Here is a 21,303-nt window from a genome sequence, read left to right as displayed (position 1 = left end):
ACTCTTCAGCGTGGCACGAGACAGATTGGGATGGGCGAGTAGATGGGCGAAGGCGGCGGCAGTGCTGCTGCTGGCTGGAGCGCTGGCGGGCTGCACAGGCGAGAGTGAGGAGCAGCCCGCGCCTCAGCCGCGCAGGGAAGCGGTGCGACTGGATTACTGGACGCCGTTTAGCGGAGGCGACAATCAATTCATGACCGAAATGGTCGAGCGATTCAACAAGGAGCAAAGCGAGATCATGGTCGTACAGACCAACTCGCGGCTGGATGATTATTATACTCGCTTGCGCACCGCGATTTTGTCGGGCAACGCGCCGGATATCGCAATTATCCATACGACGAGCATGCCGCAGTTCGTACAGAACGGTTACATTGAAGAGGTGACGGCGGCCGCAGAACAGATCGGACTCGATCTGAACCAGCTGAATTCGAACATCCGCGAGTCCACGGAGTATAACGGCCAGTCCTATGCCGTGCCGCTCGATACGCATGCGCTTGTCATGTATTACAACAAGCAGCATCTGCGGCGGGCAGGCGTGCTTGATGAGGCGACAGGCAAGCCCCGAATTGAACCGGGTGAGGAGGGCTTTCGCCAGTTCCTGGAGCAGATTCGAGAAGCGGTTCCGGCCGATGTGACCCCGATGGCGATGCCGAGCACCCGGATTGACTCGGTCTGGCTGTGGTGGAGCCTGTACAATCAGATGGACGAGGGCGGTATTTTCTACAATGAGCAAGGCAAAGCCGCGTTTAATAACCCGCAGGGATTGCAAGCGCTTTCTTATATTCATGGTTTATATAAGGATGGTCTCATAGGCCCCAATATCAACGACTCATTCAAGTTGTTCTATGACGGCAAGGCGGCGGTCCTATTTCTCGGCATGTGGGGAACAGGAGCATTTGAGAAATCGCCCGAGGTGGAGCTCGGTGTCGTCACCGTGCCGGTTTTGTATGATCGTCCTGCACAGTGGGGGGATTCCCATTCTCTTGCCATACCGAAAAAGCACAACATGACGGATGAGAAAAGACGTGCTGCGATGATCTTCTCCAAATGGATGGTGGAGAACGGCGAGCTGTGGGCGCAGGCAGGGCATGTGCCCAGCATGACCAAGGTGGTGGAGAGCGAGGCGTTCCACCAGCTTGAATACCGCAACGATTATGCGGCGGCAGCCGATCATGTGGTTTATTGGCCGCGCCACCCGAAGCAGTGGTCGATGATCGAGATTCTGATTACGGAGTTCGAGCGGATGATCTACGACAAGCAGACACCGGAAGAAACGCTGATGCAGGCACAACTGAAAGTTGATGTCGCGCTGGAGGAATAGGCAGATGATGAGGCTGTTCATGAAACCCGCGCGTGCGTTTAGAAACCAGGAGCTTGCCCGCAAGCTCATATGGATCAACTGTCTGCTCATTCTTGTTCCGCTGGCCGCCATGGGCGTCTACACCTTCGCCAGCTTCCAGCATGCCATGGAGAAGAATGTCGGGAGCTATCAATTGCAGACACTCAGGCAAGTCTCGCTGAATATCGACACCTATATGAACGAGCTTGACCGGCTCACGCTGACCCCGTATTCGTACAAGGAAATTATGGACTTTATTTCATCTCCCCGTGAGCCCGGACAGCCGTTGTCGCTGGAGGAAATCGAAAGCCTGAATCGCTTTGTCTCCTCCATATTCATCAATGGCCGCCTGGATATTATGGGCGTATCGCTGTACGGCGAGAAGGGCGCTTCCTATGTGGTCCTGCCCGAGAGCCAATACATCACCACGTACAGGCTGGACGAAAGCGCCGATTGGCTGAAGCAGGCGCGCAGCCGCTTCGGTCAGCCTACCTTCATAACGACGCATGAGGTTGTCTCCACGAGCGGCACGCCCTATCAGGTATTTTCCATCGCCCGCGAGCTGCGCAGCTTTGACACCGGGCGCTCGTTAGGGTACATCGTCATTGACATTGATCCTGTCAGTGTGCGCAAGCTGCTGCAGCAGGCCGAGACGAGCGCTCACGAAATGATGTATATCGTGGACGGCCAGGGTCAGGCTGTCATCCGGCGCGATGACTCGCAGCCTGTGCTGGAGCTTGGCGCACTAAGCGGGCAAGGCGTGCTCCAGGGCAGCGGGAAAGGAAATGAGAAGCGGCTTGTCGCTTATGTTACCTCCGAGGTGACCGGATGGACCACGATTAGTGCTGTGCCCATCAAAGAGCTGATGAAGGACAGCCTCATTGTGCGCAATTCCATCGCTTTGGCGATGCTGGTATGCATCGGGCTGGCGATAGCGGTTTCAGTTATCGTTGCATACCGCATCACGCGGCCGCTGCGCAAGCTTAGCCGGCTCATGCGCAAGGTGGAGCAGGGAGAGCTGCTCGTCCAGTTTCCCGTGCATTCCGAGGATGAGGTGGGCCGCCTCGGCCATGCCTTTAATATGATGGTATCGAAGCTGAGCAAGCTTGGATATTTGCTCTATGAGACGGAGATACGGGAGAAGGATGCGCAAATTGCCGCCCTCCAGAGCCAGATTAATCCGCATTTCCTCTACAACACGCTGGGATCGATCAGCATGCTGGCTGAAGTGGCGGGCAATCGCGAGATTGTGACGATGTCCAACAATTTGGGGCGGCTGCTCCGCTACAGTCTGAGCAACCGCAAAGAGCGGGTAACCTTGCGCGATGAACTGATTCATGTCGGCGGTTATATGAGCATTCAGAAAATCCGCTACGAGGAGCGGATTCACTACACGCAGCAAGTGCCGGACGAGTCCCTGGATCTGCTGGTCATCCCGCTGATGATTCAGCCGATTGTGGAGAACGCGATCAATCACGGCATCGATAAGGGCATTGGCAGCGGGCGTATCGAGCTTCGGGCCGTGGTCGATGCGAATACGCTCACCATTATCGTTGAGGACGACGGCATTGGTTTGACTAAAGAGGAGCTTGATTCGCTCCGGGAACGGATGCTGCATTCCAAGGAGCTGGGCGGACAGTCAGGCAACGGATTGCTGAATGTGCATCGCCGGATTGTGCTGCACTATGGGGAAGCTTACGGCCTGACGCTGGAGAGCATGCCGTACCAGGGAGTGAAGGTGAGCATGATATTGCCAGCACAGCGTCATACGGAGTGATCGTTCACTAACTAGCCGTGCGCCGCACGCCGCTCCGCCGCACAAGCGATTCCATTCTATCTGCCAGATTTCATTTGAGGGAGGAAGGTCAGCCGAATGCCAACGATCATGATTGTGGATGACGAAGCTATTTTTCGGAGGGGGCTCAGAGCGATGATCGCCGATTCCGGCGGGGATTGGGACATCGTGGCCGATGCCCGCGACGGCTATGAAGCGTTAGAGCTGCTGGAGAAGCATCGTCCGGACGTGGTGTTGACGGACATTCGCATGCCGCGCATGGATGGGCTGCAGCTGCAGCACATTGCACGCGAGCGTTTCCCTGAGCTGCAGGTGGTTGTCATCAGCGGATATGAGGATTTCTCCTACGCCCGGCAATCGATGCGCAGCGGGGCGCGCGATTATTTGATGAAGCCGGTGGAGCGCGAGGAGCTGCTGCGGGTGCTGGACGGATTGAAGCGGGACTGGCAATCGAGGCAGAGTGAACAGCAGCAGGAACTGCCGTTCGAAGGGCAGAAGCTGCGCCAGAAGGCGGCGGCCTATTTAGTGGCGGGGATTATGCGAGGCAGTGTCCAGCAGGCTCATCTGGATCTGCTGAGCCAGATCGGGATCGAGCTGAATGAGCCATTCTTCAATTGCATGGTCATTAAGCTAGATAAGGACTCCGTGGATGATGATCGTTATCGCAAGACGGATCCGTCCCTGTTCCAGCTGTATATTCAGCAGTTTGTACAGGAAATGATCGATCTGCGGATGAAGGGGTTCAGCTTTGTGTTCTCCGACTCCGAGGTGGCGGCCCTCATTAACTTGCCCTATGGCGAGGGCGGGGAGAAACGCTTGCTGGACATGGCGGAATCCGTGCGCCGGCAGATCAAGTCACTGTCCAACCTGACGGTTACAATCGGGATCGGGCGCCCGGTGAAAGGGTTTGAATCGATGCTGTCCACGTTTCGGGAGGCGCAGGTTGCCCTTCTGTACCGGCTGGTCGTAGGCGGTGACAAGGTGCTTGTGTATGAGCAGGCGGTGCAGCAGCAATTTCTTAGATCCGAGCGGCGGAAGTGGTCCTGGGAAGCGCTTGAGCAGGCGATCAATGAAGGCAGGCTGCATGGCATCCACGAACTGGTTGACTCGGTTGTGCTTGAGCTGTGCGAGCAGGCCCCGACTCCGGAGCTTGTGCATCAGCAAATCTGCAAGCTGCTGATCCATTATTACGAATTGTCCGAGGATTTGGGCATCGCCAAGGCCTGGCTCGGCGGGCGGGATATTCGCGCCCTGTTGATCGAGATTTGCTCGATCAGCTCTCGGACAGAGCTAATGGAGCAGTGCCGACAGCTGTTTGGCAATCTGGCGGCCGTCATCGCTGCGGGGAGCAAGCAGCTGGAGAGCGATCCGATTTCGCTGGCGCTGCGCTACATGAAGCGCCATTACAGCGAGCCGGTCACGTTGACCGAGATTGCAGACCGGGTGTATTTGAACCCTGCCTATTTCAGCACGCTTTTCAAGCAGCGGGTCGGGAAGACCTTTATCGAGCATATGACAGAGCTGCGAATCGAGGACGCCAAGAAACGGCTGGCTTCCACGGACGAGAAGATCGCAAGCATTGCCGAGTCTACAGGCTTCTCCAACATCCGTCACTTCAACCGCGTATTTAAAAATGAAACGGGCGTAACGCCAAAAGAGTACCGCGAGCGCATCCGCCAGCAGCACAAGGTGTAACTGCTGCGCTCAAGACGTCCACCCACACAAGAAAAACAGCCTCCTCATTTCTGGAGGAGGCCGATTTCAATCAAGAAGTCCCGGGCCACGATATCCTCGCGATAGCCCTCATCCACCCGGGCGTTCAGTTCCTGCATGTCTTCCTCGCTGATCTTTCCGCCCAGCTCATTGAGCGCATCGCGGATTTCCGGGTACCTGGCCAGAAGATCGTCGCGCACGACAGGGCCGGCATGATAAGGAGGGAAGAATCCTTTGTCATCCTCCAGAATAACCAGATTGATCACTTTGATCTGGCCGTCTGTTGTATAGGCGCTGGCCACATCCAGATCGTTCTGGGCAATGAGGCGATATTTAATGCCTTGGTCCATGCCCTTGACCCGCTTAAAGTGCATATTGTACAGATCTCTTAGACCGGGATAGGTATCCGGCCGGTCCGTGAACTCGAATTCCGCCCCGAGCTCAAGCTCAGCGGATACCTTTGCCAGATCGCTGAACGTTCTCAGATTGTATTGCTCGGCGGTCTCCGGCGTCACAGCCAGCGCGTAGGAGTTGTTGAAGCCAAGGGGCTCCAGAAATTCGAGATTGTCCTGAGCCAGCAACGTTTTGGTCCGCTCAAGCGTTTCTTCGGCGGTGCCTGTCTCTTCGAGATAGTAGTTGGCCACAATGGTTCCGGTATACTCCGGATAGAGCTGGATGTCGTTGTTCAGGAGCGCCTTCCAGGTGACGCTGGAGCCGCCCAGATTCACGGTCCGTCTGACCGTTAGTCCGGTTCGGTCCTCGATCAGATCGGCCATCATGTGCGCCAGAATAATGTTTTCGGTAAAGTTTTTGGAGCCGATCACCAGGTCGGCGGGCCCGGTATTCCCCGTCTGCGCTTGCGGATTCGTGCAGCTGCTCAGCAGGAGGGGAAGCGCCAGCATGAAGGCCAGCGCGAAATTCCGTTTTCCCATCACAGTCAGCCTCCTCATACCTTCAGTCCCCGCGGGGTTGTCCACCGTTCAAGCAGACCCAGCAGATAGTCAAGCAGCAGCGCCAGCACAGCAGCCGGAAGCGCGCCGAGCAGGATCAAGGCATCGATGTTGCGGGTGATGCCAAGGAATATAAAATTACCCAATCCCCCGGCGCCGATAAAGGCGGCCAGCGTTGCCGTACCGACGTTGATTACCGTGGCCGTGCGAATGCCGGCGAGGATCACGGACATGGCCAGCGGAAGCTGCACCCGGAACAGCACCTGTCTTCCGGTTAGTCCCATCCCTCTGGCCGCTTCGATGACCGAAGGGTCAACATCCTTGATGCCGGTGTACGTATTGCGAATAATGGGCAGCAGGGAGTACAGGAACAGTGCGGCCACCGCCGTTTTTGTCCCGATGCCGAGAATCGGAATCATGAACCCGAGCAGTGCCAGACTGGGAATCGTTTGAAGAACGCTTGCCCCGCCGATGATCCACGACCGCAGTGCGGAGAAACGGGTAACCAATATGCCAGCTGGCACACCGATCAATATCGCAATGATCATGGAGAGCAGCACCAGCTGGATATGTTCTCCGATCGACACAAGCAGCTCTCCCCAGCGCAGGCTGAACTGTCTGCCGAATTGTTCCCAGATCGATAATGTCATCATGCTTCTTCGCCTCCTCCTGCCCAGTGACTTGCAAAGGTGGAAATCAGTGTTCCTCTTGTGACGACACCAACGACCCTGCCGCGGCTGTCCACGACCGGAATGATGCCGAAGGGCGCATCCGTAACCGAAATGAGCGCGTCCTTGGCTGTTGCGGTGTCAGGGAGCGTAATCTGCACAGGCTTCATGATTTCTTCGACGGTTGAAGCGGTATCGATGTTGGCCTGCAGATCATAGGCGGATACCAGTCCTTGCAGAACGCCGTGTTCATCGACGACCAGCAGCGTGTCCGTTTTTCGCTGGCGCATAAAGGTGATCGCACGCAGCGGCGAGCGGGTGATGGCCACGGTTGCCGGGTTGGTGCGCATCACTTCTTTTACAGGAATGAAGGTCGGGTTCTGGTAGACCCGATTTTTCCCGATAAATTCTTCCACGAACCCGTGTCCAGGCTCGCGCAGCAGCTTCTCCGGCGAATCCAGCTGCAGCATCGTGCCTGATTTCATCACACCGATCCGGTCGCCCATCTTGAGCGCTTCATCCATATCATGCGTGACAAACACGATCGTTTTCTTCATCTCCTGCTGCAGCCGGAGCACCTCGTCCTGAAGCTGCTCCCTCGTGATCGGGTCCAGCGCGCCAAACGGCTCATCCATCAGTATAATTTCCGGATCGGCCGCGAGCGCCCTGGCCACACCGACGCGCTGCTGCTGGCCGCCAGACAGCTCTTTCGGATAGCGGGAAGCATAGATGTCCGGGTCAAGCCCGACCATATCGAGCAGCTCATAGACCCGCCGTTTTCGTTTCTGCTTATCCCAGCCTTTCAGATCCGGCACCAGCCCGACATTTTGCTCCAGCGTATAGTGCGGGAAAAGTCCGGTCTGCTGAATGACATAGCCGATGCTTCTGCGCAGCTCCACCGGGTCGGTTTTGCGAATGTCCTTACCGTGGATCGTAATGGTCCCGCCGGTATGAGAAACAAGCCGGTTGATCATTTTCATTGTGGTCGTTTTGCCGCAGCCGCTCGGGCCGATAAGAACCAGAAACTCCCCTGACTGAATTTCAAAATTCAGCTCTTTGACAGCATTGAACCCATCCGGATAGGTTTTGCTGACGTTCTCAAATTTGATCATGAACACCCCTCCATAATTCCCTTCTATGTGTCTTGAGCTGTTTTAAGACGGTAAAGAGCAAAAGTCTTCAGCAAGCAGCTGAAGACAGTTAGCTATCTTTTTTCTATTGTCCCAAAGCGAGCGTTTTGAAACGGAATATATTTACTGTGTCCTCCAAAGAGACGATTTATGCTTGTCCGGGCTCTGAATGCAGAGGGCTGCCTTCGGCCTGCTGCACTGTAAAGGTAACGCTCACATAAATAGAGGCGAAAGAACAGCGGAATGTCGAATAGGTTCCGTAGCGATAACATAGCCTTAACAAATGGAAGATATAGTAGAGAAGAATATTAAAGATCGGGAGGAAAAAGCTCATGACACCTATTATTAATTTCGCTCATCGCGGCGCTTCTGCCGCTTGTCCGGAAAATACAATGGCGGCTTTTGAGAAGGCGCTGGCGCTTGGAGCAACGGGAATCGAAACCGATGTGCAAATGACGAAGGACGGAAAGCTCGTCCTGATCCATGACGAGACGCTGAAGCGGACGACCGGTGCCGAGGGACTGGTAAAGGATTATACGTATGCGGAACTGTCCGGACTCGATGCAGGCTCATGGTTCGGAGAGGCATTTCGCGGCGAGAAGCTGCCCTTGCTGGATGAGCTGCTCGAACTGACCAGCAGCACAGGGACTGTGGTGAACATTGAGCTGAAGAATGGCGTGATTCCATATGCCGGACTCGAACAGCAGGTTATCGAGACGGTGCATCGCTTCAAGATGTCCGGGCAAGTGGTCATCTCCAGCTTCAATCATTTCTCGCTGGCAGCCTGCAAGCAGATTGACGCTGAGATTCGCACCGGGATTCTCTATATGGAAGGGCTGTATAATCCGTGGGACTATGCACAAACGGTCAAGGCGGATGCGCTGCATGCCTATCGTCTGGCTGTTCGTCCGGAATGGGTGGCTGAGGCGCGGGCGCATGGCATCGTCTACCATCCGTTCACAGTGAACAGCGAGGAAGAGATGAAAGCGCTGATTGATGCCGGTGTTGCAGGCATTATCACGGATCATCCGGATGTCCTGGCGGGATTGCTGCAGGCCAAGGGAGTGTGAGCATGTGAAGAAGACCTGGCTGCTGGGATTTGGCTTTTTTAGCATTAGCATCACTTGGGCGCTATACAATGCATTCGTTCCGTTTTTTTTGGAAAAGTACATATCCAGTGTGGCCTGGATCGGATTTTTCATGACGATTGACAATTATTTTGCCTTGTTCCTGCAGCCATGGATCGGTCGTCGGAGCGACAGAACGCGCACGCGGCTCGGCAGAAGAATGCCGTATCTGTTGATCGGCATGCCGCTGGGCGCGCTGTTTACCGCTATTCTTCCGTTTCACACCAGCTTGGCCACCCTGCTGATTTTCATGGTGATGATGAATCTGTCCATGAGCTTGTATCGTTCGCCAACGATATCGCTGATGCCGGACATTACCGAGGAACGTCGCCGCACGCGGGCGAACGGCATCATTAATTTTATGGGCGGGGTAGGGGCGATTCTGGCGTTTGCTGCAGGCTCCATGCTGTACAACACCCATGAGTCGCTGCCGTTTATCGCCGCTGCGGCCGTTACCCTGATCTCCCTGTTTATTCTGTTGAAGTTTATTCAGGAGAAGCGGGACGCACACACCTATGTTGAAGAGCCGTCTCCATCCGCCACTTCGTTCAGAAGCCAGCTGAACCGTACCACGGTTTTGCTGCTGGCCGCGATTTTTTTCTGGTTTGTAGCTTATCAGGGTGTAGAGACCCTGTTCACATTGTATGGCAAAAACGAGATGGGTCTGACCGAAGCCGAGGCTTCATTCTCCTTGACCTTCTTCTCGCTGGCCTTTGTGCTGTTTGCCATTCCAAGCGGCTGGCTTGGCGCCAAGCTGGGCAAAAAACGGATGATTCTGACCGGCATTTGCGGCCTTCTGATCGTCTTCTCGCTTGTGCCAATGGTCGAGTCCCTGATTGTGCTGCGGGCAACCTTGGCGATCGGAGGCATATTCTGGGCCTGCATCAACATTAACTCCTATCCTTTTGTTGTGTCTACAGGCTCGGAGGAAAGCATCGGAACCCGAACCGGTCTGTATTACCTGGTCTCCTCGCTGGCGGCAATTTCCTCTCCGCCGCTGTTGGGCTGGCTGATTGACAGCGCGGGCTACTCCGTCCTGTTCTACTCGGCGGCCGGCAGCATGCTGCTGGCGCTCATCTGCATGATGATGATCCGGCATACCGAGACAGGCGCGACGGACCTTCAGCACGATAGTTCTGCCCAGCTCTCCTAGACTCGGAGGAGGGATTCCAGTCCATTTATATCCGCGTCATGGTCGAAGACAGCCCCGACATGGGCTCGCTGTCTTCGGCTTTTTTTGTTGTCTGCGAGAGGAGGGGGAGAGAAACGAGCGGTGCGACTGCTTGTCATCATGCTAAAGCGTTGCCCCCATGTCTTTTTGCCTTAAAACTTGCACATCATGTAAAAGCGCCGGATAATGAGAATAGCGACGAAATTCCTTCCTTCAGGAATAAGGGCGGAGTACATAAAGAGAGGAGGGAAGCGTATGCAGTGGATCGCGATGATTACGATGCTGATTGATCACATCGGTCTTGTGTTTTTTCCGGATCAGGAGATGTGGAGAGTGATCGGTCGCATCGCTTTTCCGATCTATGTCTATGCACTGGTGCAGGGGCACTTTCATACTTCATCAAGACCGCGTTATATGATGCGCCTAGCGGTGATCGCGGTAATTTCGCAAATTCCGTACCAGCTGGCGCTTGATCCATATGGGTTAAATGTGGTGGTTACCTTGTTTGTCGGGGCGGTCATCTTGTATTTGCTTGATCGGTCGGAGTCGGCGATCCTGTCGGTCATCCTCGTTATTGCTGCCTGTGTGGTGATGAATGATCTTCCTTTTGACTATGGCGCATATGGCTTGCTGTTGATTCTTATTTTCCGATATGCCTCATCAGTCTGGCTCGTGCCGTGTCATATTATGCTCAACCTGTTGTTCTGGCTGCTGAACAATTGGGAGATGCAGATGTGGAGTGTGCTGCCCACCGTTGTGATCGCCTACGGTCCGGAGTTCTGGAAGCGACTGGAGTCAATGCAGGTCAGCCGCTGGGTCTGGCGTTCCTTCTACCCGCTGCATCTGGTGCTCATCGCTCTGGCAAGATACATCATGTGAGAGATGCATGCGATGCAGCTCATATAACAGACACCATGTCAGTTTCAAAAAAATACAACGATGAAGGAGCGATCGTCAGATGCTGTATGTAGCATTGGCTGCATTCCTATTATTGATGGGCACAGCAGGGTATATCGTATACCTGAATTCAAGGCTCATTGGCGAGAAGAAGTATAGAAGCGAGCCGGTACAGGCGGCGTCCTATACGGTGTATATGACGCGGTCATTCACGGGAGAAGACGCGCGGAACTTGGCGCCAGTGGCGGTGATGGAATACCGGGAGGGCGGCGCTTCCATGCAGGTCTGCCTGTGCCGAATACATAGCGGTGAGCCGGAGCTGAAGCTGAGCGAAGCCGCCGATGTTTTTAAGCGCCATCTTGAGGCCTCGCTGAAGAACGGGAGCTTCCTGTCTTTCCGAACAGAACCCGGATCGCTGCGGGACGAGGAGGAGCAGCGCGTTACTGAACGACTGTCCGCTGCATCGCGCGGGAAAGAAATGCATGGCTAAGCCGATATTATAGCGATAGGGTCAAGGAGGCTTCTTCCGGGGTAATAAACAATAAAAGACCGAAAGGAGAAATTCCGAATGAACACGTTTAGGATCGGAAGGACATCGGTCTCCGTCTTTATCGGCGATATTACGACGTGGGCGGGCGACATTATTGTCAACGCAGCCAATTCAGGTCTCTTGGGCGGAGAAGGGGTGGATGGAGCTATTCATCAAGCCGGCGGCCCATCCATCATGGAAGAGTGCATGGAGATCCGCAAGAGCAAAGGCGGATGCCCTCCGGGTCATGCTGTCATTACTTGCGCTGGCAAGCTCCGGGCCAAGCATGTCATCCATACCGTTGGCCCAATTTGGGAAGGCGGCGGTCGCCGGGAGGAAGAAACTTTAGCGGATTGCTATAGAAACAGCTTGCAGCTGGCCGTTGAGGTCGAGGCAAGAAGCATTGCTTTTCCGAATATCAGCACCGGGATCTATGGTTATCCGAAAGGCCCTGCCTGCGACGTCGCCTTGAAGGCGGTCACAACCTGGCTTGAAGAGGAGCGACCGGATCTTCGGCTGGAGCGCATTGATTTCGTATGTTTTTCCCCGGAGAATGAACAATTGTATGTCGAGTGGCTCCAGCGTTATGCTGAAGAGCGGGCCAGTTAATACACAGATATGATAATGATTCGATTCGGTGAACCGGGAGCTGCAGCGTAAGCGGTAGCTCCCGGTTCGCGGGCGACATAAAGGAGATGTCCGCTTATGATGGACAGTATGAATATGAAGCGAATCGCAGCAGAGCATGCCGCCGGATTCATACAGAACGGGATGAAGGTCGGTCTTGGCACCGGCTCGACCGCGTACTATGCCATTGTCACCATCGGCGAGAGAGTAAGATCCGGTCTGTCGATCGAGGCGGTCGCCACGTCGCAAGCGTCGGAACAGCTGGCGCGTGAGCTTGGCATTCCGCTGGTGCCGATTGAACAGGCTCGGCAGCTTGATATCACCATAGACGGTGCCGATGAACTGGATGATCGGCTGCGGTTGATCAAAGGGGGCGGCGGGGCCCTTCTGCGAGAGAAAATGACCGCATACAACAGCAAACGGCTCATCATTATCGCGGATGAGTCTAAACGGGTGCCCCGGCTGGGTGGATTTCCACTTCCGGTTGAAGTGGTGACGTTTGCTAAGGAATGGACGGTCCGCTCGCTGGAGACTCTGGGCGCCGATGTGAAGCTGCGCCTGGATGGTCAAGGCGACCTGTACAGAACGGATAACGGCAATTATATTGCCGACTGCAGCTTCGGTCTAATCGATGCACCGGAAGAGCTTGCGCGTGAGCTGCAGCGCATCCCGGGCGTCGTGGAGCATGGCTTGTTTATCAGCATGGCGGACATGGCGGTTATCGGCTGCGGCGACGGCTCCATTCAAACCCTGACGCGCTCCTCCTGAAGCGATTATGGACGAGGAGCACAGATTGCCATTATAGAATGGATTTGACAGTTCAACCTGCGTTCATTAACCTAAATACATTGATATCTTTCGGAGGGTGAAGTATGTCAGATACTCGAGAGCATGAAGATTTGCCTTTATACTTACTGGTCGTTCTGGCCAGATCCTTTAACGCCGTCATGACGCATTCCAATCGGAGTATTAACAGTCATGGACTGAACTCCACCGAGTTTGGCGTGCTGGATGTGCTGTATCATAAAGGACCACAGCCGCTGCAGAAGATTGGCGAGAAGGTGCTGATCTCCAGCGGGAATATTACATATGTCGTAGACAAGCTGCAGAAGAAAAATCTGCTCGTGCGCCGCTCGTCCGAAGAGGACCGCCGTGTAATTTATGCAGAGCTGACGGCGGAGGGACGGGAGCTGTTTGAACGCATATTCCCAGAACATAAAGAACGGATGGCCCGGGCGGTCAGCGGCTTAACCGACGAGGAGAAGGCCCAGGCTGCCCACTTGCTTCGCAAGCTGGGGCGCAGTGCGCAGGACCTGCTGTAACAGGAATTGAAAGATAGGAGACTGGAACAATGCTGAAAGATATAACTTCCCGAGTGAACCAGCTTGAGATTCGCGAGCTGCTCGGCTATGCGGTTTTATCCGACCCGGACGCGGTCGACCAGGCTGTGGACTTCTACCGGAACTCGGAGAAGAACAAGCTGTATGGATATGAAGAGGAAGGGCTGATCATAGGCGTGATCGGCTGCAGTCTGAAGGAGAAGGTGCTGACGATTCATCATATCGCGGTGATTCCGGAGAATCGGGGCAAAGATTATGGCCGGGGCATGATCCTGGAGCTGCTGCTGCATCATCAGGCCGAGCAGGTCGTGGCTGAAACAGATGAAGAGGCGCTCGGTTTTTATCGCAGCCTCGGTTTTGAAGTATACAGCCTTGGCGAAACGTATCCCGGTGTAGAACGGTTCCGATGCGTCTATGATGTCGAGGAGCCCGGGGAGTGAATGAATCGCTGCTAATCTCGGCTACACTTTTCGCTTCCATATCATAATTGCCTGTTGTGGCAATATGCGGATAGACGAAGCTCGGTTTCCGATCGGGGGGCATCTACATAAGATGTTACTACCGAGTGGAACGGGGGTGAAGTTTGTGGTGTACCATTATACCGCTGTCGGTGATTCCCTAACCTTTGGGTTTGGTGCAATGCCCGGCAGCGGTTTTGTTTCGTTATACCGCCGCATGGCCGAGGTGAAGCTGAAGCGGTTTGTCGCACATGAAAACCTGGGCATCAACGGATTGACCGCGAAGGAGCTGAATGAGCGGCTCATGCAAGCTGCCGCTTTTCGCTATCACCTGCAGCAGGCGCAGATCATTACGCTCTCCATCGGCGGCAATGATCTGATCCGGGCGGTCAAGTCGAGCGGCGGCCGCCCGACAAGGGAGGTGCTGGATGCGGCCTTGTATCGCTGCCAGCATCACGTCGCGGAGATCATCGGGAAAATTCAGCGGCTCAAGTCTGCCGAAGGCAAGCCGTATTATATGCGGGTCATAGGCTTGTACAACCCTTATCCCGCTTGGTCTGAGGCTGTCGAATATGTGGTCAGGTTCAATCGGTTTCTGTTCGCGATGGAGCATGATTATTTCCGGGTGGCTGACGTATATTCTCTGTTTGCAGGCAGGGAGCGGGAGCTGCTGTCCATCGACGGCATTCATCCGAACGGGAGCGGTTATCGCGTCATTGCCCTGCAGCTGGACCGGCTCGGGTACAAGCCTTTCGGTTAGTGACGGGGATTAGGAGAGAAGCTAACATGTTGCTATGTTCATACAAAAAATGTTCTATACAAAAGGGTGTCCGATTCAGGTCCTGGACCTTTCGGGCACCCTTCGATTTGTGAATGTAAAAGTCTCTTGGAGCAAGCGAGGCGGCTGCTGCCGGATGCGGCCGCCGTTAAGCGATGGAGCGGAAGTAGCTCTTTAACGCCCATCTGCGTTCCTGGCGTCTTTTATATTTGGGAAGCGCCCGGTAAACCTGCAGCGATTCCTTGAATGATTTTTTGGCGTCATCCTCTCTTCCAAGCGTCCGGTACATGGAACCGAGCAGGTAGTAAGCTTCGCTGGAGGAAGAGTGAATGTCGTGGAACTGTTCCAGATAGTGGAGCGCCTTGTCCTTATCTCGTGTGCGGTATGCTTCGGCCAGTCTCAGATAGGGCCGCCCGTATTTAACGCGTGAATTCAGGCTAAGCCCGCGCAGAATATCCTGTTCGCCATTTGGGATATCGCCGGTGAATAGACGCGCCGTTCCGAGATCGTCCCAGTATTCAGCTGATTCCTCGCTGCTGTCCTTAATCGATTCAAGCAGCTGCAGCGCTTCACCATACTTCTTCCGTTCGAGAAGGAGGCGTGCAAGCTCATGTCTTGAGGATACGTCGCTCGGGCTTGCCGCAATGACCTTTCGAAGATTGGATATGTTGCGCAGCCGCTTTATTGGACGGGTGATGCTCGGTGACAAGCCGATAAAGCGCCGGTCAAGCAGATACAAAATAACAAGCAGCACCAAGATCGCTGCAATGGGATTTCCTAAAATTTGCCATAATATAACCAAGCCTATAAATTTCCCCAATGCTATCCCCCATTTTCAAATCAATGATCTTATAAAGCCACAGTATAGGATACCATATTCTGGGCGTAAAGCGAAAGAATGTTTGTCCGGTTCGGGTCACATCTCCCCCATTGCCCGCTGTGCAGACGGCTCGTGCATCAGGTCTTGAAAAGCCGCTGATCGTTGCCGATATAGTTACTAAGAGGTGATATTCATGGCGAAAAAAGGGCAGATTTTTCATTATTACAGCTTCGAAACAAAGAAAAAGGCAGTCGCCATGCGTCTGGAGGGCATGACCAAGAAAGAGGTAGCTTCCGCCTTGCAAATTTCGGATATCGGACGCTTGAAGGTGTGGATGAGGAAATATCGCGAACACGGCGAGGAAGGCTTGATTGATCGCCGCAGACGAAGCACCGAGTCGGCCGGCATAGAGATGAATGACGAGGATACTCCAGAGGAGGCGTAACGGCTTTAGATCCGCCGAGCGCCTTTCTCCTCCGTCGCGCATGAAGGGGCTAATTCATCAAATCGCGAAAGAAAAGGCATTGGCCTAGTCCTTCCTGACAGAAACGACATAGTATGTGGTATGTTCAGAAAAGGAGGGATTTATGTGAGCGGAGTAGCTGGAGGTTATGGTTACGGCGGCGGTTTTGGTTACGGCATTGGTGGCATCCTGGTATTGTTTATCTTGTTGGTGATAATTACTCGCGCCTTTATCTAATCCATTCTTTCTTGAATAACAAATAACAAATACCATTACGCATGTGACCAATGACATGTAGATGACCTTGCCCTGTGAAGGGCAGGGTCTTTTTTACTGCCATAAAAACAAAAGCCCTCGTAGACACTGCTGTCTACAAGGGCTTTTGTCCGGGCGCCCCTCGCGGGACGCCCATCATGGGAGAGGAGAAACCGGACGAAGAGCTTATGGGGAAACGTAAGTCTTCTCCGCGGTTGTCTACGACATTCATTGATGTCGATACTTCAAGGATGCCCGTCCGGCAAGGAAATATACGTCCAGCATATAAAAAAATGGGTTGAACCAGGTTTCGTTTTTCATATAAGGTGGGATTGTGATACGATAATCACGACCCATGTCTTAATTGACATGCAGCCTAAAGAAGATGAAACGGGTGAGTGCAGTTGTGAGAGTAATATCGGGTAGTGCCAAAGGCCGGCCGCTCAAAAGCGTTCCAGGCATGAGCACCCGTCCGACGACGGATAAAGTGAAGGAAGCGATATTCAGTATGATCGGCCCCTACTTCGAGGGTGGCACCGTGCTCGATCTGTTCGCCGGTACGGGCGGGCTCGGAATCGAGGCGCTGAGCCGGGGGATGGATCGTGCTGTTTTTATTGATTCCGAGTCAAAGAGCATCGAGACGGTGAAGGAGAACCTGAAGGCCTGCCGGCTCGAGGACAGCGCAGAAGTATATCGCAATGATGCGGGACGGGCGCTGAAAGCATTAGCCAAACGCAGCGCCAGCTTTGATCTGGTGTTTCTGGACCCGCCGTACCGGATGAAGAACGGGGACGAGCTGATGCTGGATATGGCGGCGCGAGGCCTGCTGCGAGATGAGGCGCTGGTTGTGCTGGAATATGAATCATCGCATACGTATCCTGGAGATTTCGAAACATTTCGCTGTCTTCGAAAAGCAGAGTATGGAGATACCGCAGTGTCCATTTACCGATACCAAGAGAACCAGGAAGAACATTCGGACCCTGTTGAGGAGGATAACTAGAGATGGCAGAACCGCAGAAAGCATACCGTGTTGCCGTGTATCCCGGCAGCTTCGACCCTGTAACGATGGGGCATATGGATATTATTACTCGCGCCTCGAAGCAGTTTGATCTGTTGATTGTGGCCGTGCTTAACAATTTGAGCAAAAATCCGCTGTTTACGGTGGAGGAACGCACAGAGCTGTTGCGTCAGGCGACCGAGCATCTTCCGAATGTCGAAATCGACAGCTTCCGCGATTTGCTTGCGAATTACATAAGACAGAAGAATGCCCAGGTGATCGTCCGGGGCATTCGTACGGTAACCGACTTCGAGTATGAGCTGCAGCTGGCTTCCACCAATCACAAGCTGAATCCGGAGGCGGAAACGATCTTCATGATGACCCATCCGAAGTATTCGTTCCTCAGCTCAAGCCTGGTGAAGGAAATCGCGCATTTCAACGGCGACACGACCGACCTTGTCAGCCCTGAGGTGGATGCCGCGCTGCGGCGCAAATTCAGCGGCGACGGGAAATAAAGCGGGAGATCATCCCGAACAGAATGACGAGGGTGACGACCATGGCGGCTTGGGCCTGCAGCAGGCCAGGCCAATCCTTCCACAAGGAGAATACAAACTCGGGCCCAGCATCGTATGGCTCGGTCCGGAAGGCGGGCCAGATCGGCGAGATGAATTTGCCGACGGGAATGGCAAAGGCAAGCATGAGCATGAAGGCATACAGGGAATGGACAAGCCGCTGCAGGACAAAACGCTTCCACAGCCCTCCTGATCCCTTTAGAAGGGAGAGGCTTTGCAGATGGGCACTGATGCCGCTCCAGCCCAGGATGGCCGATAGCAGGGCAAGCTGAAGCGTCCCGGATGCCCCCGTCGATAAGCGGATATCGTTGGCGCCAAGATGCATTTCAAGCAGGCCGGAAGCGGCATAGTCCGGCAAATAAGGCAGCAGATAGCGGCCCAGAACATGGGCAAGCACGGCGAATATGAGAATATAGCCGCCGATCATCATCAGTGTCTGAACGGATGCGGTGACCGAATCGCCGAGCAGCCGACCGAAGCTGCGCCCATCGCGCTCCCGGGCCGCAACTGCTGCGGCAGCGGCTCGCTTCAGCAGCGGCCTCGCAGGTTGGGCGCTATCCTTGGCTGCGGCTCTCATAAGGCGGCTGCGTTGATCATCGCCGGGCCGGGCCGGGCCGGCGTCTTCACGCCGGAACAAGCCGAGCGTCCAGGCGGCCAGCCCTCCGGCTAGCCAGTGAACGATCAGCAGCACATAGCCTGCGGACGGCTGGTGCAGCAGTCCGGTGCCGATCACGATAACAATCGTAACCGGATTGCAGAAATGCGACAATGAGGCGAGGTGACCGGCTTCCCTCAGTCCGATCTCCCCTTGCGCATGCATTCTGGCGGCGGTGTGAGCCCCGGCAGGGTACCCGGCTGTCATGCCGGTGATCAGCGCCCAGCCGCCAGAAGCCGGGAGCTTGAACACTTTTTTCATCACCGGTTCCATCAGCACGCCGATGCCATGAGCCCAGCCGTAAGCGGTCAGGATTTCGACCAGGACAAGAAAGGGCAGCAGGGCCGGGAATACGATATTCCACCACAGCTTCAATCCTTGCATGGAAGCCTGGAAGGCGGACTCCGGATCGCTGACCACGGCCAGGATCAGGAGGAAGGCAGCGGCTCCGAGCAATACGGTGTTTCGCATTCTGGATGCGGGCGCGGCAGCGTCGGCTTTATTCATAAGGGTTCTCCTTTCCACGTAAACATAGCTAGTACAACTTTATGCGAAGGGGACAATCATCAGACCATCCTCGATGGAACCGGAGCGATTTAAGGCGAAAGGGAAGAATGGATCATGAATAAGACAGTAAAAACAAGTGGTTTAAAAGTTGTTTTATACCTGCTGGTGGTCGGAATTATGCTCTATGTTGTCGTTTATATGCCGACGCCGTATCTTATCTATCAGCCGGGAAGCGCGCAGGAGGTTCGCCCCATGATCAGCGTGGAGCAGGGCGATCCTGAAGAAGAGGGAACCTTCATGATGACCACGGTGTCAGCGACTTATGCGAATATTTGGCTGCTGATGATGTCCGCATTCAACCCTAACGCCGAGGTTGTCCAGAAAGCGGAGCGAATGGGGGACCAGAGCAGGGAAGAATATACGGCGACCCAGGTATACTATATGAACTCATCCCAGTCGGCCGCGATGGAGGCGGCATATGGCGAGGCGGACATCGATTACACGATCGAGCCTGAGTATGTATTTGTGCTGTCGATCCCGGATCATGCGGAGAACAAGGATTTCTTTCGGCCGGGTGATAAGCTGCTGTCTGTGGACGGCGATCCGGCAACCGATAATGAACGGCTGATGGCGCTGTTGAAGGGGAAGAAGGTTGGCGACCGGGTTCAGGTTGAACTGGAGCGCAAGGGGAAAAAGGTAAGCGGCGAGGTTCCGCTTGTGGCGATTCAGGACAGCAACACGGGAGCGGAGCGTCCGGGTCTTGGGGTGATGATCGCCACGATGCAGAAGGTGGAACCGGAAAGCCCCGAGTATATCGTGCACTTTGCCGACACGAATATCGGCGGTCCGTCAGCGGGTCTGATCTTTACGCTGGAGATTTACAACCAGCTGACTCAAGGCGACTTGACCAAAGGCTATCTCGTGGCCGGCACGGGCACGATTGACAAAGACGGGAATGTGGGGCCTATCGGAGGCGTGAAGCATAAAGTCGTGGCTGCAGATCGGCGCGGGGCGGATATCTTCCTCGTTCCGAGCAAAAATTATGATGAGGCGAAGCAGCGGGCTGACCGGATCGGCACCACGATGGAACTGGTCCCTGTGGACCGGCTGCAGGATGCTGTCGATTACCTGGAGGGGCTGCCGCCTAAATCGTAACCGGCGGCAGCAGGTAATCGCTGTACAGCTGTCCCAGCAGGGGCTGCGGGCAGCCTGCCGCATACACGGCGGCGGCGCGCAGATCCAGATCAAGCTGAGGATGCTCGAAAGCGGACGGCTTCATGACAACCGGAAGTGAGGCCGTCTTTTTCATTCGCTTCAGCAGCGCTCTGCCGGTGGAAGAGAAGCCGAGGATGCGAAGATAGCCGGGGCCTTCGGCTAGAGCGGAACGGCTCATCCGGGCTTTGCCATGATTCAGCATGACATGGACAAGCATGCGCTGAAGCTTGGTGCGCGTGTAGCGCTTCGTTTTCAAGGCGTCCAGCAGCGCCTCAACGGTCGGCTCGGCCAGACGGGGCAGCTGGCGCCGAATGCGGAACTCCAGGCCCTCGGTTACCTCATGCAGCGTCTCCAGCTGCTGCGGACCGCGGGTGAGCAAGGTTTGCAGCAGCGGCTGACGGAATCGCTCCCAGTGCATAGGCGCTTGTCCGTTCTCCATCTCCCGTTCGAGAATATCGAGGGTATATTCGGGTATATAAGGAGAAACGGCCTGGAGGCCTTCGGTCAGAATCAGCCTGCGGATCGCCGTTGCGCTGGCGATGGAAGCTGACCCGGGTACCTGATCGTGATACTGGGCACTCTCCCTCGGGATGGTGTAGGGCTTGATGCTTGCCTTAAGACGCTCCAAGGCGATCAGGTAATGCAGCCCAAGCGAGTTGTTCGGCCTGGCGAGCATCTGCCTGAGTGATTCAGCATCATGTTCGCCTTGAGCGAACACAGCCGCCGCGGCCGCGGCATATGCGGCAGGGAAATTGTCTCCCTGCTGCAGCCTGTTCGCCATTTCGGCCTGCAGCTGTTCCGTCTCGCGGGCCAGCAGCCTGGCGAGCGGAAGCAGCTGCTCCAGCGTGCCGCTTTCGGAGCCGAAGCAGAGGCTGTCCACGACGCCGGTGCCAGCAAGCAAAGCAACGGCCCCGTGGGCGAACCATTCCGCAGGCTGCACCGCATAGGCAACGGGGAGCTCGATGACGAGATCGGCTCCCATGCGGAGCGCCATTTCAGCTCGGGCCCGCTTGCTGGCGATGGCGGGCTCGCCCCGCTGCAGGAACGGGCCGCTCATGACGGCTACAACGGCGTCCGCGCCGGTAAGCGCTTTGGATCGTTCATAATGCAGGACATGCCCGTTATGCAGCGGATTATATTCAACAACAATGCCAACGGTTTTCATAGACGACAACTCCTTGCTAAAAATATATCATAAATTGCAGGGGTTACTGCAAAAATAACGTTGCGACAACCACCGATCGGTGTTGACAAAAGTCTGACGGAATCGGTATAATAATTTTTGTTTGTTTGGAGTGAT

General features: G+C 55.0%; 24 protein-coding genes. 18 read left to right on the top strand and 6 right to left on the bottom strand.

Translation table 11 applies throughout. The annotated features are described in order from the left end of the window. Positions 1-10 precede the first annotated feature (10 nt). The 3 genes from CHH67_RS14065 (at position 11) to CHH67_RS14055 (ending at position 4,826) form a co-directional block, all read left to right on the top strand. Positions 11-1,318 (top strand): ABC transporter substrate-binding protein, encoded by a 1,308-nt coding sequence (locus tag CHH67_RS14065; protein WP_095265824.1) that lies wholly within the window; start codon positions 11-13, stop codon positions 1,316-1,318. Positions 1,319-1,337: 19 nt separating this feature from the next. Then, a complete protein-coding gene (locus tag CHH67_RS14060) occupies positions 1,338-3,113 on the top strand; it encodes a cache domain-containing sensor histidine kinase (protein ID WP_244908197.1) in 1,776 nt (591 codons plus the stop codon). 96 nt (positions 3,114-3,209) lie between these two features. After that, the gene (locus tag CHH67_RS14055) at positions 3,210-4,826 is read left to right on the top strand and encodes a response regulator (protein ID WP_095265823.1); all 1,617 of its coding nucleotides are present in this window, start codon (positions 3,210-3,212) and stop codon (positions 4,824-4,826) included. A 44-nt stretch (positions 4,827-4,870) separates the two neighbouring features. Here CHH67_RS14055 and CHH67_RS14050 read toward each other — a convergent pair whose 3' ends face one another. Genes CHH67_RS14050 through CHH67_RS14040 form a run of 3 tightly spaced genes read right to left on the bottom strand, consistent with a single transcriptional unit; the run spans position 4,871 to position 7,574 of the window. Further along, on the bottom strand, positions 4,871-5,776 hold the full coding sequence (locus tag CHH67_RS14050) for a glycine betaine ABC transporter substrate-binding protein (RefSeq protein WP_095265822.1): 906 nt from the start codon (positions 5,774-5,776) through the stop codon (positions 4,871-4,873). Between the two features lie 14 nt (positions 5,777-5,790). Beyond that, entirely contained in the window at positions 5,791-6,447 is a 657-nt protein-coding gene (locus CHH67_RS14045) for an ABC transporter permease (RefSeq protein ID WP_095265821.1), read from the bottom strand. After that, the gene (locus CHH67_RS14040) at positions 6,444-7,574 is read right to left on the bottom strand and encodes an ABC transporter ATP-binding protein (protein ID WP_095265820.1); all 1,131 of its coding nucleotides are present in this window, start codon (positions 7,572-7,574) and stop codon (positions 6,444-6,446) included. The genes CHH67_RS14045 and CHH67_RS14040 overlap by 4 nt, the downstream gene beginning before the upstream one ends. A 350-nt stretch (positions 7,575-7,924) precedes the next feature. Between CHH67_RS14040 and CHH67_RS14035 the strand changes: the two genes are divergently transcribed. From CHH67_RS14035 to CHH67_RS13990, 10 genes are all read left to right on the top strand, one after another. Then, positions 7,925-8,662 (top strand): glycerophosphodiester phosphodiesterase, encoded by a 738-nt coding sequence (locus tag CHH67_RS14035; protein WP_095265819.1) that lies wholly within the window; start codon positions 7,925-7,927, stop codon positions 8,660-8,662. A 4-nt stretch (positions 8,663-8,666) separates the two neighbouring features. Then, complete coding sequence (locus CHH67_RS14030; protein ID WP_095265818.1) at positions 8,667-9,872, top strand: SLC45 family MFS transporter; 1,206 nt, start codon at positions 8,667-8,669, stop codon at positions 9,870-9,872. A 38-nt stretch (positions 9,873-9,910) separates the two neighbouring features. Then, positions 9,911-10,180, top strand: coding sequence for a hypothetical protein (locus CHH67_RS26515; protein ID WP_095265817.1), 270 nt, complete (start codon positions 9,911-9,913; stop codon positions 10,178-10,180). Continuing rightward, positions 10,146-10,769, top strand: coding sequence for a TraX family protein (locus tag CHH67_RS14020; protein WP_095265816.1), 624 nt, complete (start codon positions 10,146-10,148; stop codon positions 10,767-10,769). Before CHH67_RS26515 ends, CHH67_RS14020 begins: the two co-directional genes overlap by 35 nt. Before the next feature lie 79 nt (positions 10,770-10,848). Next, positions 10,849-11,277 carry a hypothetical protein gene (locus tag CHH67_RS14015; protein WP_095265815.1) on the top strand — a complete coding sequence of 143 codons (429 nt, stop codon included), beginning with the start codon at positions 10,849-10,851 and terminating at the stop codon, positions 11,275-11,277. Positions 11,278-11,355: 78 nt separating this feature from the next. Beyond that, positions 11,356-11,925 (top strand): O-acetyl-ADP-ribose deacetylase, encoded by a 570-nt coding sequence (locus tag CHH67_RS14010; protein ID WP_095265814.1) that lies wholly within the window; start codon positions 11,356-11,358, stop codon positions 11,923-11,925. A 108-nt stretch (positions 11,926-12,033) separates the two neighbouring features. Then, positions 12,034-12,711 carry a ribose-5-phosphate isomerase RpiA gene (gene rpiA, locus CHH67_RS14005; protein WP_179292130.1) on the top strand — a complete coding sequence of 226 codons (678 nt, stop codon included), beginning with the start codon at positions 12,034-12,036 and terminating at the stop codon, positions 12,709-12,711. A 104-nt stretch (positions 12,712-12,815) separates the two neighbouring features. After that, positions 12,816-13,265: a MarR family winged helix-turn-helix transcriptional regulator gene (locus CHH67_RS14000; RefSeq protein ID WP_095265812.1), complete on the top strand. Its 450-nt coding sequence runs from the start codon at positions 12,816-12,818 to the stop codon at positions 13,263-13,265. Positions 13,266-13,294: 29 nt separating this feature from the next. Next, positions 13,295-13,723 (top strand): GNAT family N-acetyltransferase, encoded by a 429-nt coding sequence (locus CHH67_RS13995; RefSeq protein WP_095265811.1) that lies wholly within the window; start codon positions 13,295-13,297, stop codon positions 13,721-13,723. A 112-nt stretch (positions 13,724-13,835) separates the two neighbouring features. Further along, on the top strand, positions 13,836-14,501 hold the full coding sequence (locus CHH67_RS13990; protein WP_095265810.1) for a GDSL-type esterase/lipase family protein: 666 nt from the start codon (positions 13,836-13,838) through the stop codon (positions 14,499-14,501). A gap of 166 nt (positions 14,502-14,667) precedes the next feature. On the opposite strand, the gene CHH67_RS13985 is transcribed toward CHH67_RS13990, so the two are convergent. Then, positions 14,668-15,321: a tetratricopeptide repeat protein gene (locus tag CHH67_RS13985; RefSeq protein ID WP_244908196.1), complete on the bottom strand. Its 654-nt coding sequence runs from the start codon at positions 15,319-15,321 to the stop codon at positions 14,668-14,670. 211 nt (positions 15,322-15,532) lie between these two features. On the opposite strand from CHH67_RS13985, the gene CHH67_RS13980 reads away from it, so the two are divergent. From CHH67_RS13980 to coaD, 4 genes are all read left to right on the top strand, one after another. Next, positions 15,533-15,784, top strand: coding sequence for a helix-turn-helix domain-containing protein (locus CHH67_RS13980; RefSeq protein WP_095265808.1), 252 nt, complete (start codon positions 15,533-15,535; stop codon positions 15,782-15,784). 144 nt (positions 15,785-15,928) lie between these two features. Then, positions 15,929-16,039: a YjcZ family sporulation protein gene (locus tag CHH67_RS13975; RefSeq protein WP_280523039.1), complete on the top strand. Its 111-nt coding sequence runs from the start codon at positions 15,929-15,931 to the stop codon at positions 16,037-16,039. 424 nt (positions 16,040-16,463) lie between these two features. Next, positions 16,464-17,057, top strand: a complete 594-nt coding sequence (rsmD, locus tag CHH67_RS13965) for a 16S rRNA (guanine(966)-N(2))-methyltransferase RsmD (protein ID WP_244908195.1) — start codon at positions 16,464-16,466, stop codon at positions 17,055-17,057. A 2-nt stretch (positions 17,058-17,059) separates the two neighbouring features. Beyond that, positions 17,060-17,569 (top strand): pantetheine-phosphate adenylyltransferase, encoded by a 510-nt coding sequence (coaD, locus tag CHH67_RS13960; RefSeq protein WP_095265805.1) that lies wholly within the window; start codon positions 17,060-17,062, stop codon positions 17,567-17,569. Here the strand turns inward: coaD and CHH67_RS13955 are convergent. Further along, the gene (locus CHH67_RS13955) at positions 17,550-18,788 is read right to left on the bottom strand and encodes a nucleoside recognition domain-containing protein (protein ID WP_095265804.1); all 1,239 of its coding nucleotides are present in this window, start codon (positions 18,786-18,788) and stop codon (positions 17,550-17,552) included. The genes coaD and CHH67_RS13955 overlap by 20 nt on opposite strands. Before the next feature lie 114 nt (positions 18,789-18,902). Here CHH67_RS13955 and CHH67_RS13950 point away from each other — a divergent pair, with 114 nt between their 5' ends. Continuing rightward, positions 18,903-19,943, top strand: coding sequence for a SepM family pheromone-processing serine protease (locus tag CHH67_RS13950; RefSeq protein WP_095265803.1), 1,041 nt, complete (start codon positions 18,903-18,905; stop codon positions 19,941-19,943). Here the strand turns inward: CHH67_RS13950 and CHH67_RS13945 are convergent. Beyond that, on the bottom strand, positions 19,933-21,168 hold the full coding sequence (locus tag CHH67_RS13945; RefSeq protein WP_095265802.1) for a nucleotidyltransferase: 1,236 nt from the start codon (positions 21,166-21,168) through the stop codon (positions 19,933-19,935). The genes CHH67_RS13950 and CHH67_RS13945 overlap by 11 nt on opposite strands. Between the last annotated feature and the right edge of the window lie 135 nt (positions 21,169-21,303).

The sequence above is a fragment of the Paenibacillus campinasensis genome (assembly GCF_002272015.1).
Classification (GTDB): Bacteria; Bacillota; Bacilli; order Paenibacillales; family Paenibacillaceae; genus Paenibacillus_AQ; species Paenibacillus_AQ campinasensis.
This window is presented reverse-complemented; position numbering and strand designations above follow the sequence as displayed.

Coding starts and splice junctions, on each gene's coding strand:
- CHH67_RS14060 (WP_244908197.1), top strand. CDS start 1,338: ATGAAACCCGCGCGTGCGTTTAGAAACCAGGAGCTTGCCCGCAAGCTC.
- CHH67_RS14055 (WP_095265823.1), top strand. CDS start 3,210: ATGCCAACGATCATGATTGTGGATGACGAAGCTATTTTTCGGAGGGGG.
- CHH67_RS14050 (WP_095265822.1), bottom strand. CDS start 5,776: ATGGGAAAACGGAATTTCGCGCTGGCCTTCATGCTGGCGCTTCCCCTC.
- CHH67_RS14045 (WP_095265821.1), bottom strand. CDS start 6,447: ATGATGACATTATCGATCTGGGAACAATTCGGCAGACAGTTCAGCCTG.
- CHH67_RS14040 (WP_095265820.1), bottom strand. CDS start 7,574: ATGATCAAATTTGAGAACGTCAGCAAAACCTATCCGGATGGGTTCAAT.
- CHH67_RS14035 (WP_095265819.1), top strand. CDS start 7,925: ATGACACCTATTATTAATTTCGCTCATCGCGGCGCTTCTGCCGCTTGT.
- CHH67_RS26515 (WP_095265817.1), top strand. CDS start 9,911: ATGGTCGAAGACAGCCCCGACATGGGCTCGCTGTCTTCGGCTTTTTTT.
- CHH67_RS14020 (WP_095265816.1), top strand. CDS start 10,146: ATGCAGTGGATCGCGATGATTACGATGCTGATTGATCACATCGGTCTT.
- CHH67_RS14015 (WP_095265815.1), top strand. CDS start 10,849: ATGCTGTATGTAGCATTGGCTGCATTCCTATTATTGATGGGCACAGCA.
- CHH67_RS14010 (WP_095265814.1), top strand. CDS start 11,356: ATGAACACGTTTAGGATCGGAAGGACATCGGTCTCCGTCTTTATCGGC.
- rpiA (WP_179292130.1), top strand. CDS start 12,034: ATGAATATGAAGCGAATCGCAGCAGAGCATGCCGCCGGATTCATACAG.
- CHH67_RS14000 (WP_095265812.1), top strand. CDS start 12,816: ATGTCAGATACTCGAGAGCATGAAGATTTGCCTTTATACTTACTGGTC.
- CHH67_RS13995 (WP_095265811.1), top strand. CDS start 13,295: ATGCTGAAAGATATAACTTCCCGAGTGAACCAGCTTGAGATTCGCGAG.
- CHH67_RS13990 (WP_095265810.1), top strand. CDS start 13,836: ATGTTACTACCGAGTGGAACGGGGGTGAAGTTTGTGGTGTACCATTAT.
- CHH67_RS13980 (WP_095265808.1), top strand. CDS start 15,533: ATGGCGAAAAAAGGGCAGATTTTTCATTATTACAGCTTCGAAACAAAG.
- coaD (WP_095265805.1), top strand. CDS start 17,060: ATGGCAGAACCGCAGAAAGCATACCGTGTTGCCGTGTATCCCGGCAGC.
- CHH67_RS13955 (WP_095265804.1), bottom strand. CDS start 18,788: ATGAATAAAGCCGACGCTGCCGCGCCCGCATCCAGAATGCGAAACACC.
- CHH67_RS13950 (WP_095265803.1), top strand. CDS start 18,903: ATGAATAAGACAGTAAAAACAAGTGGTTTAAAAGTTGTTTTATACCTG.
- CHH67_RS13945 (WP_095265802.1), bottom strand. CDS start 21,168: ATGAAAACCGTTGGCATTGTTGTTGAATATAATCCGCTGCATAACGGG.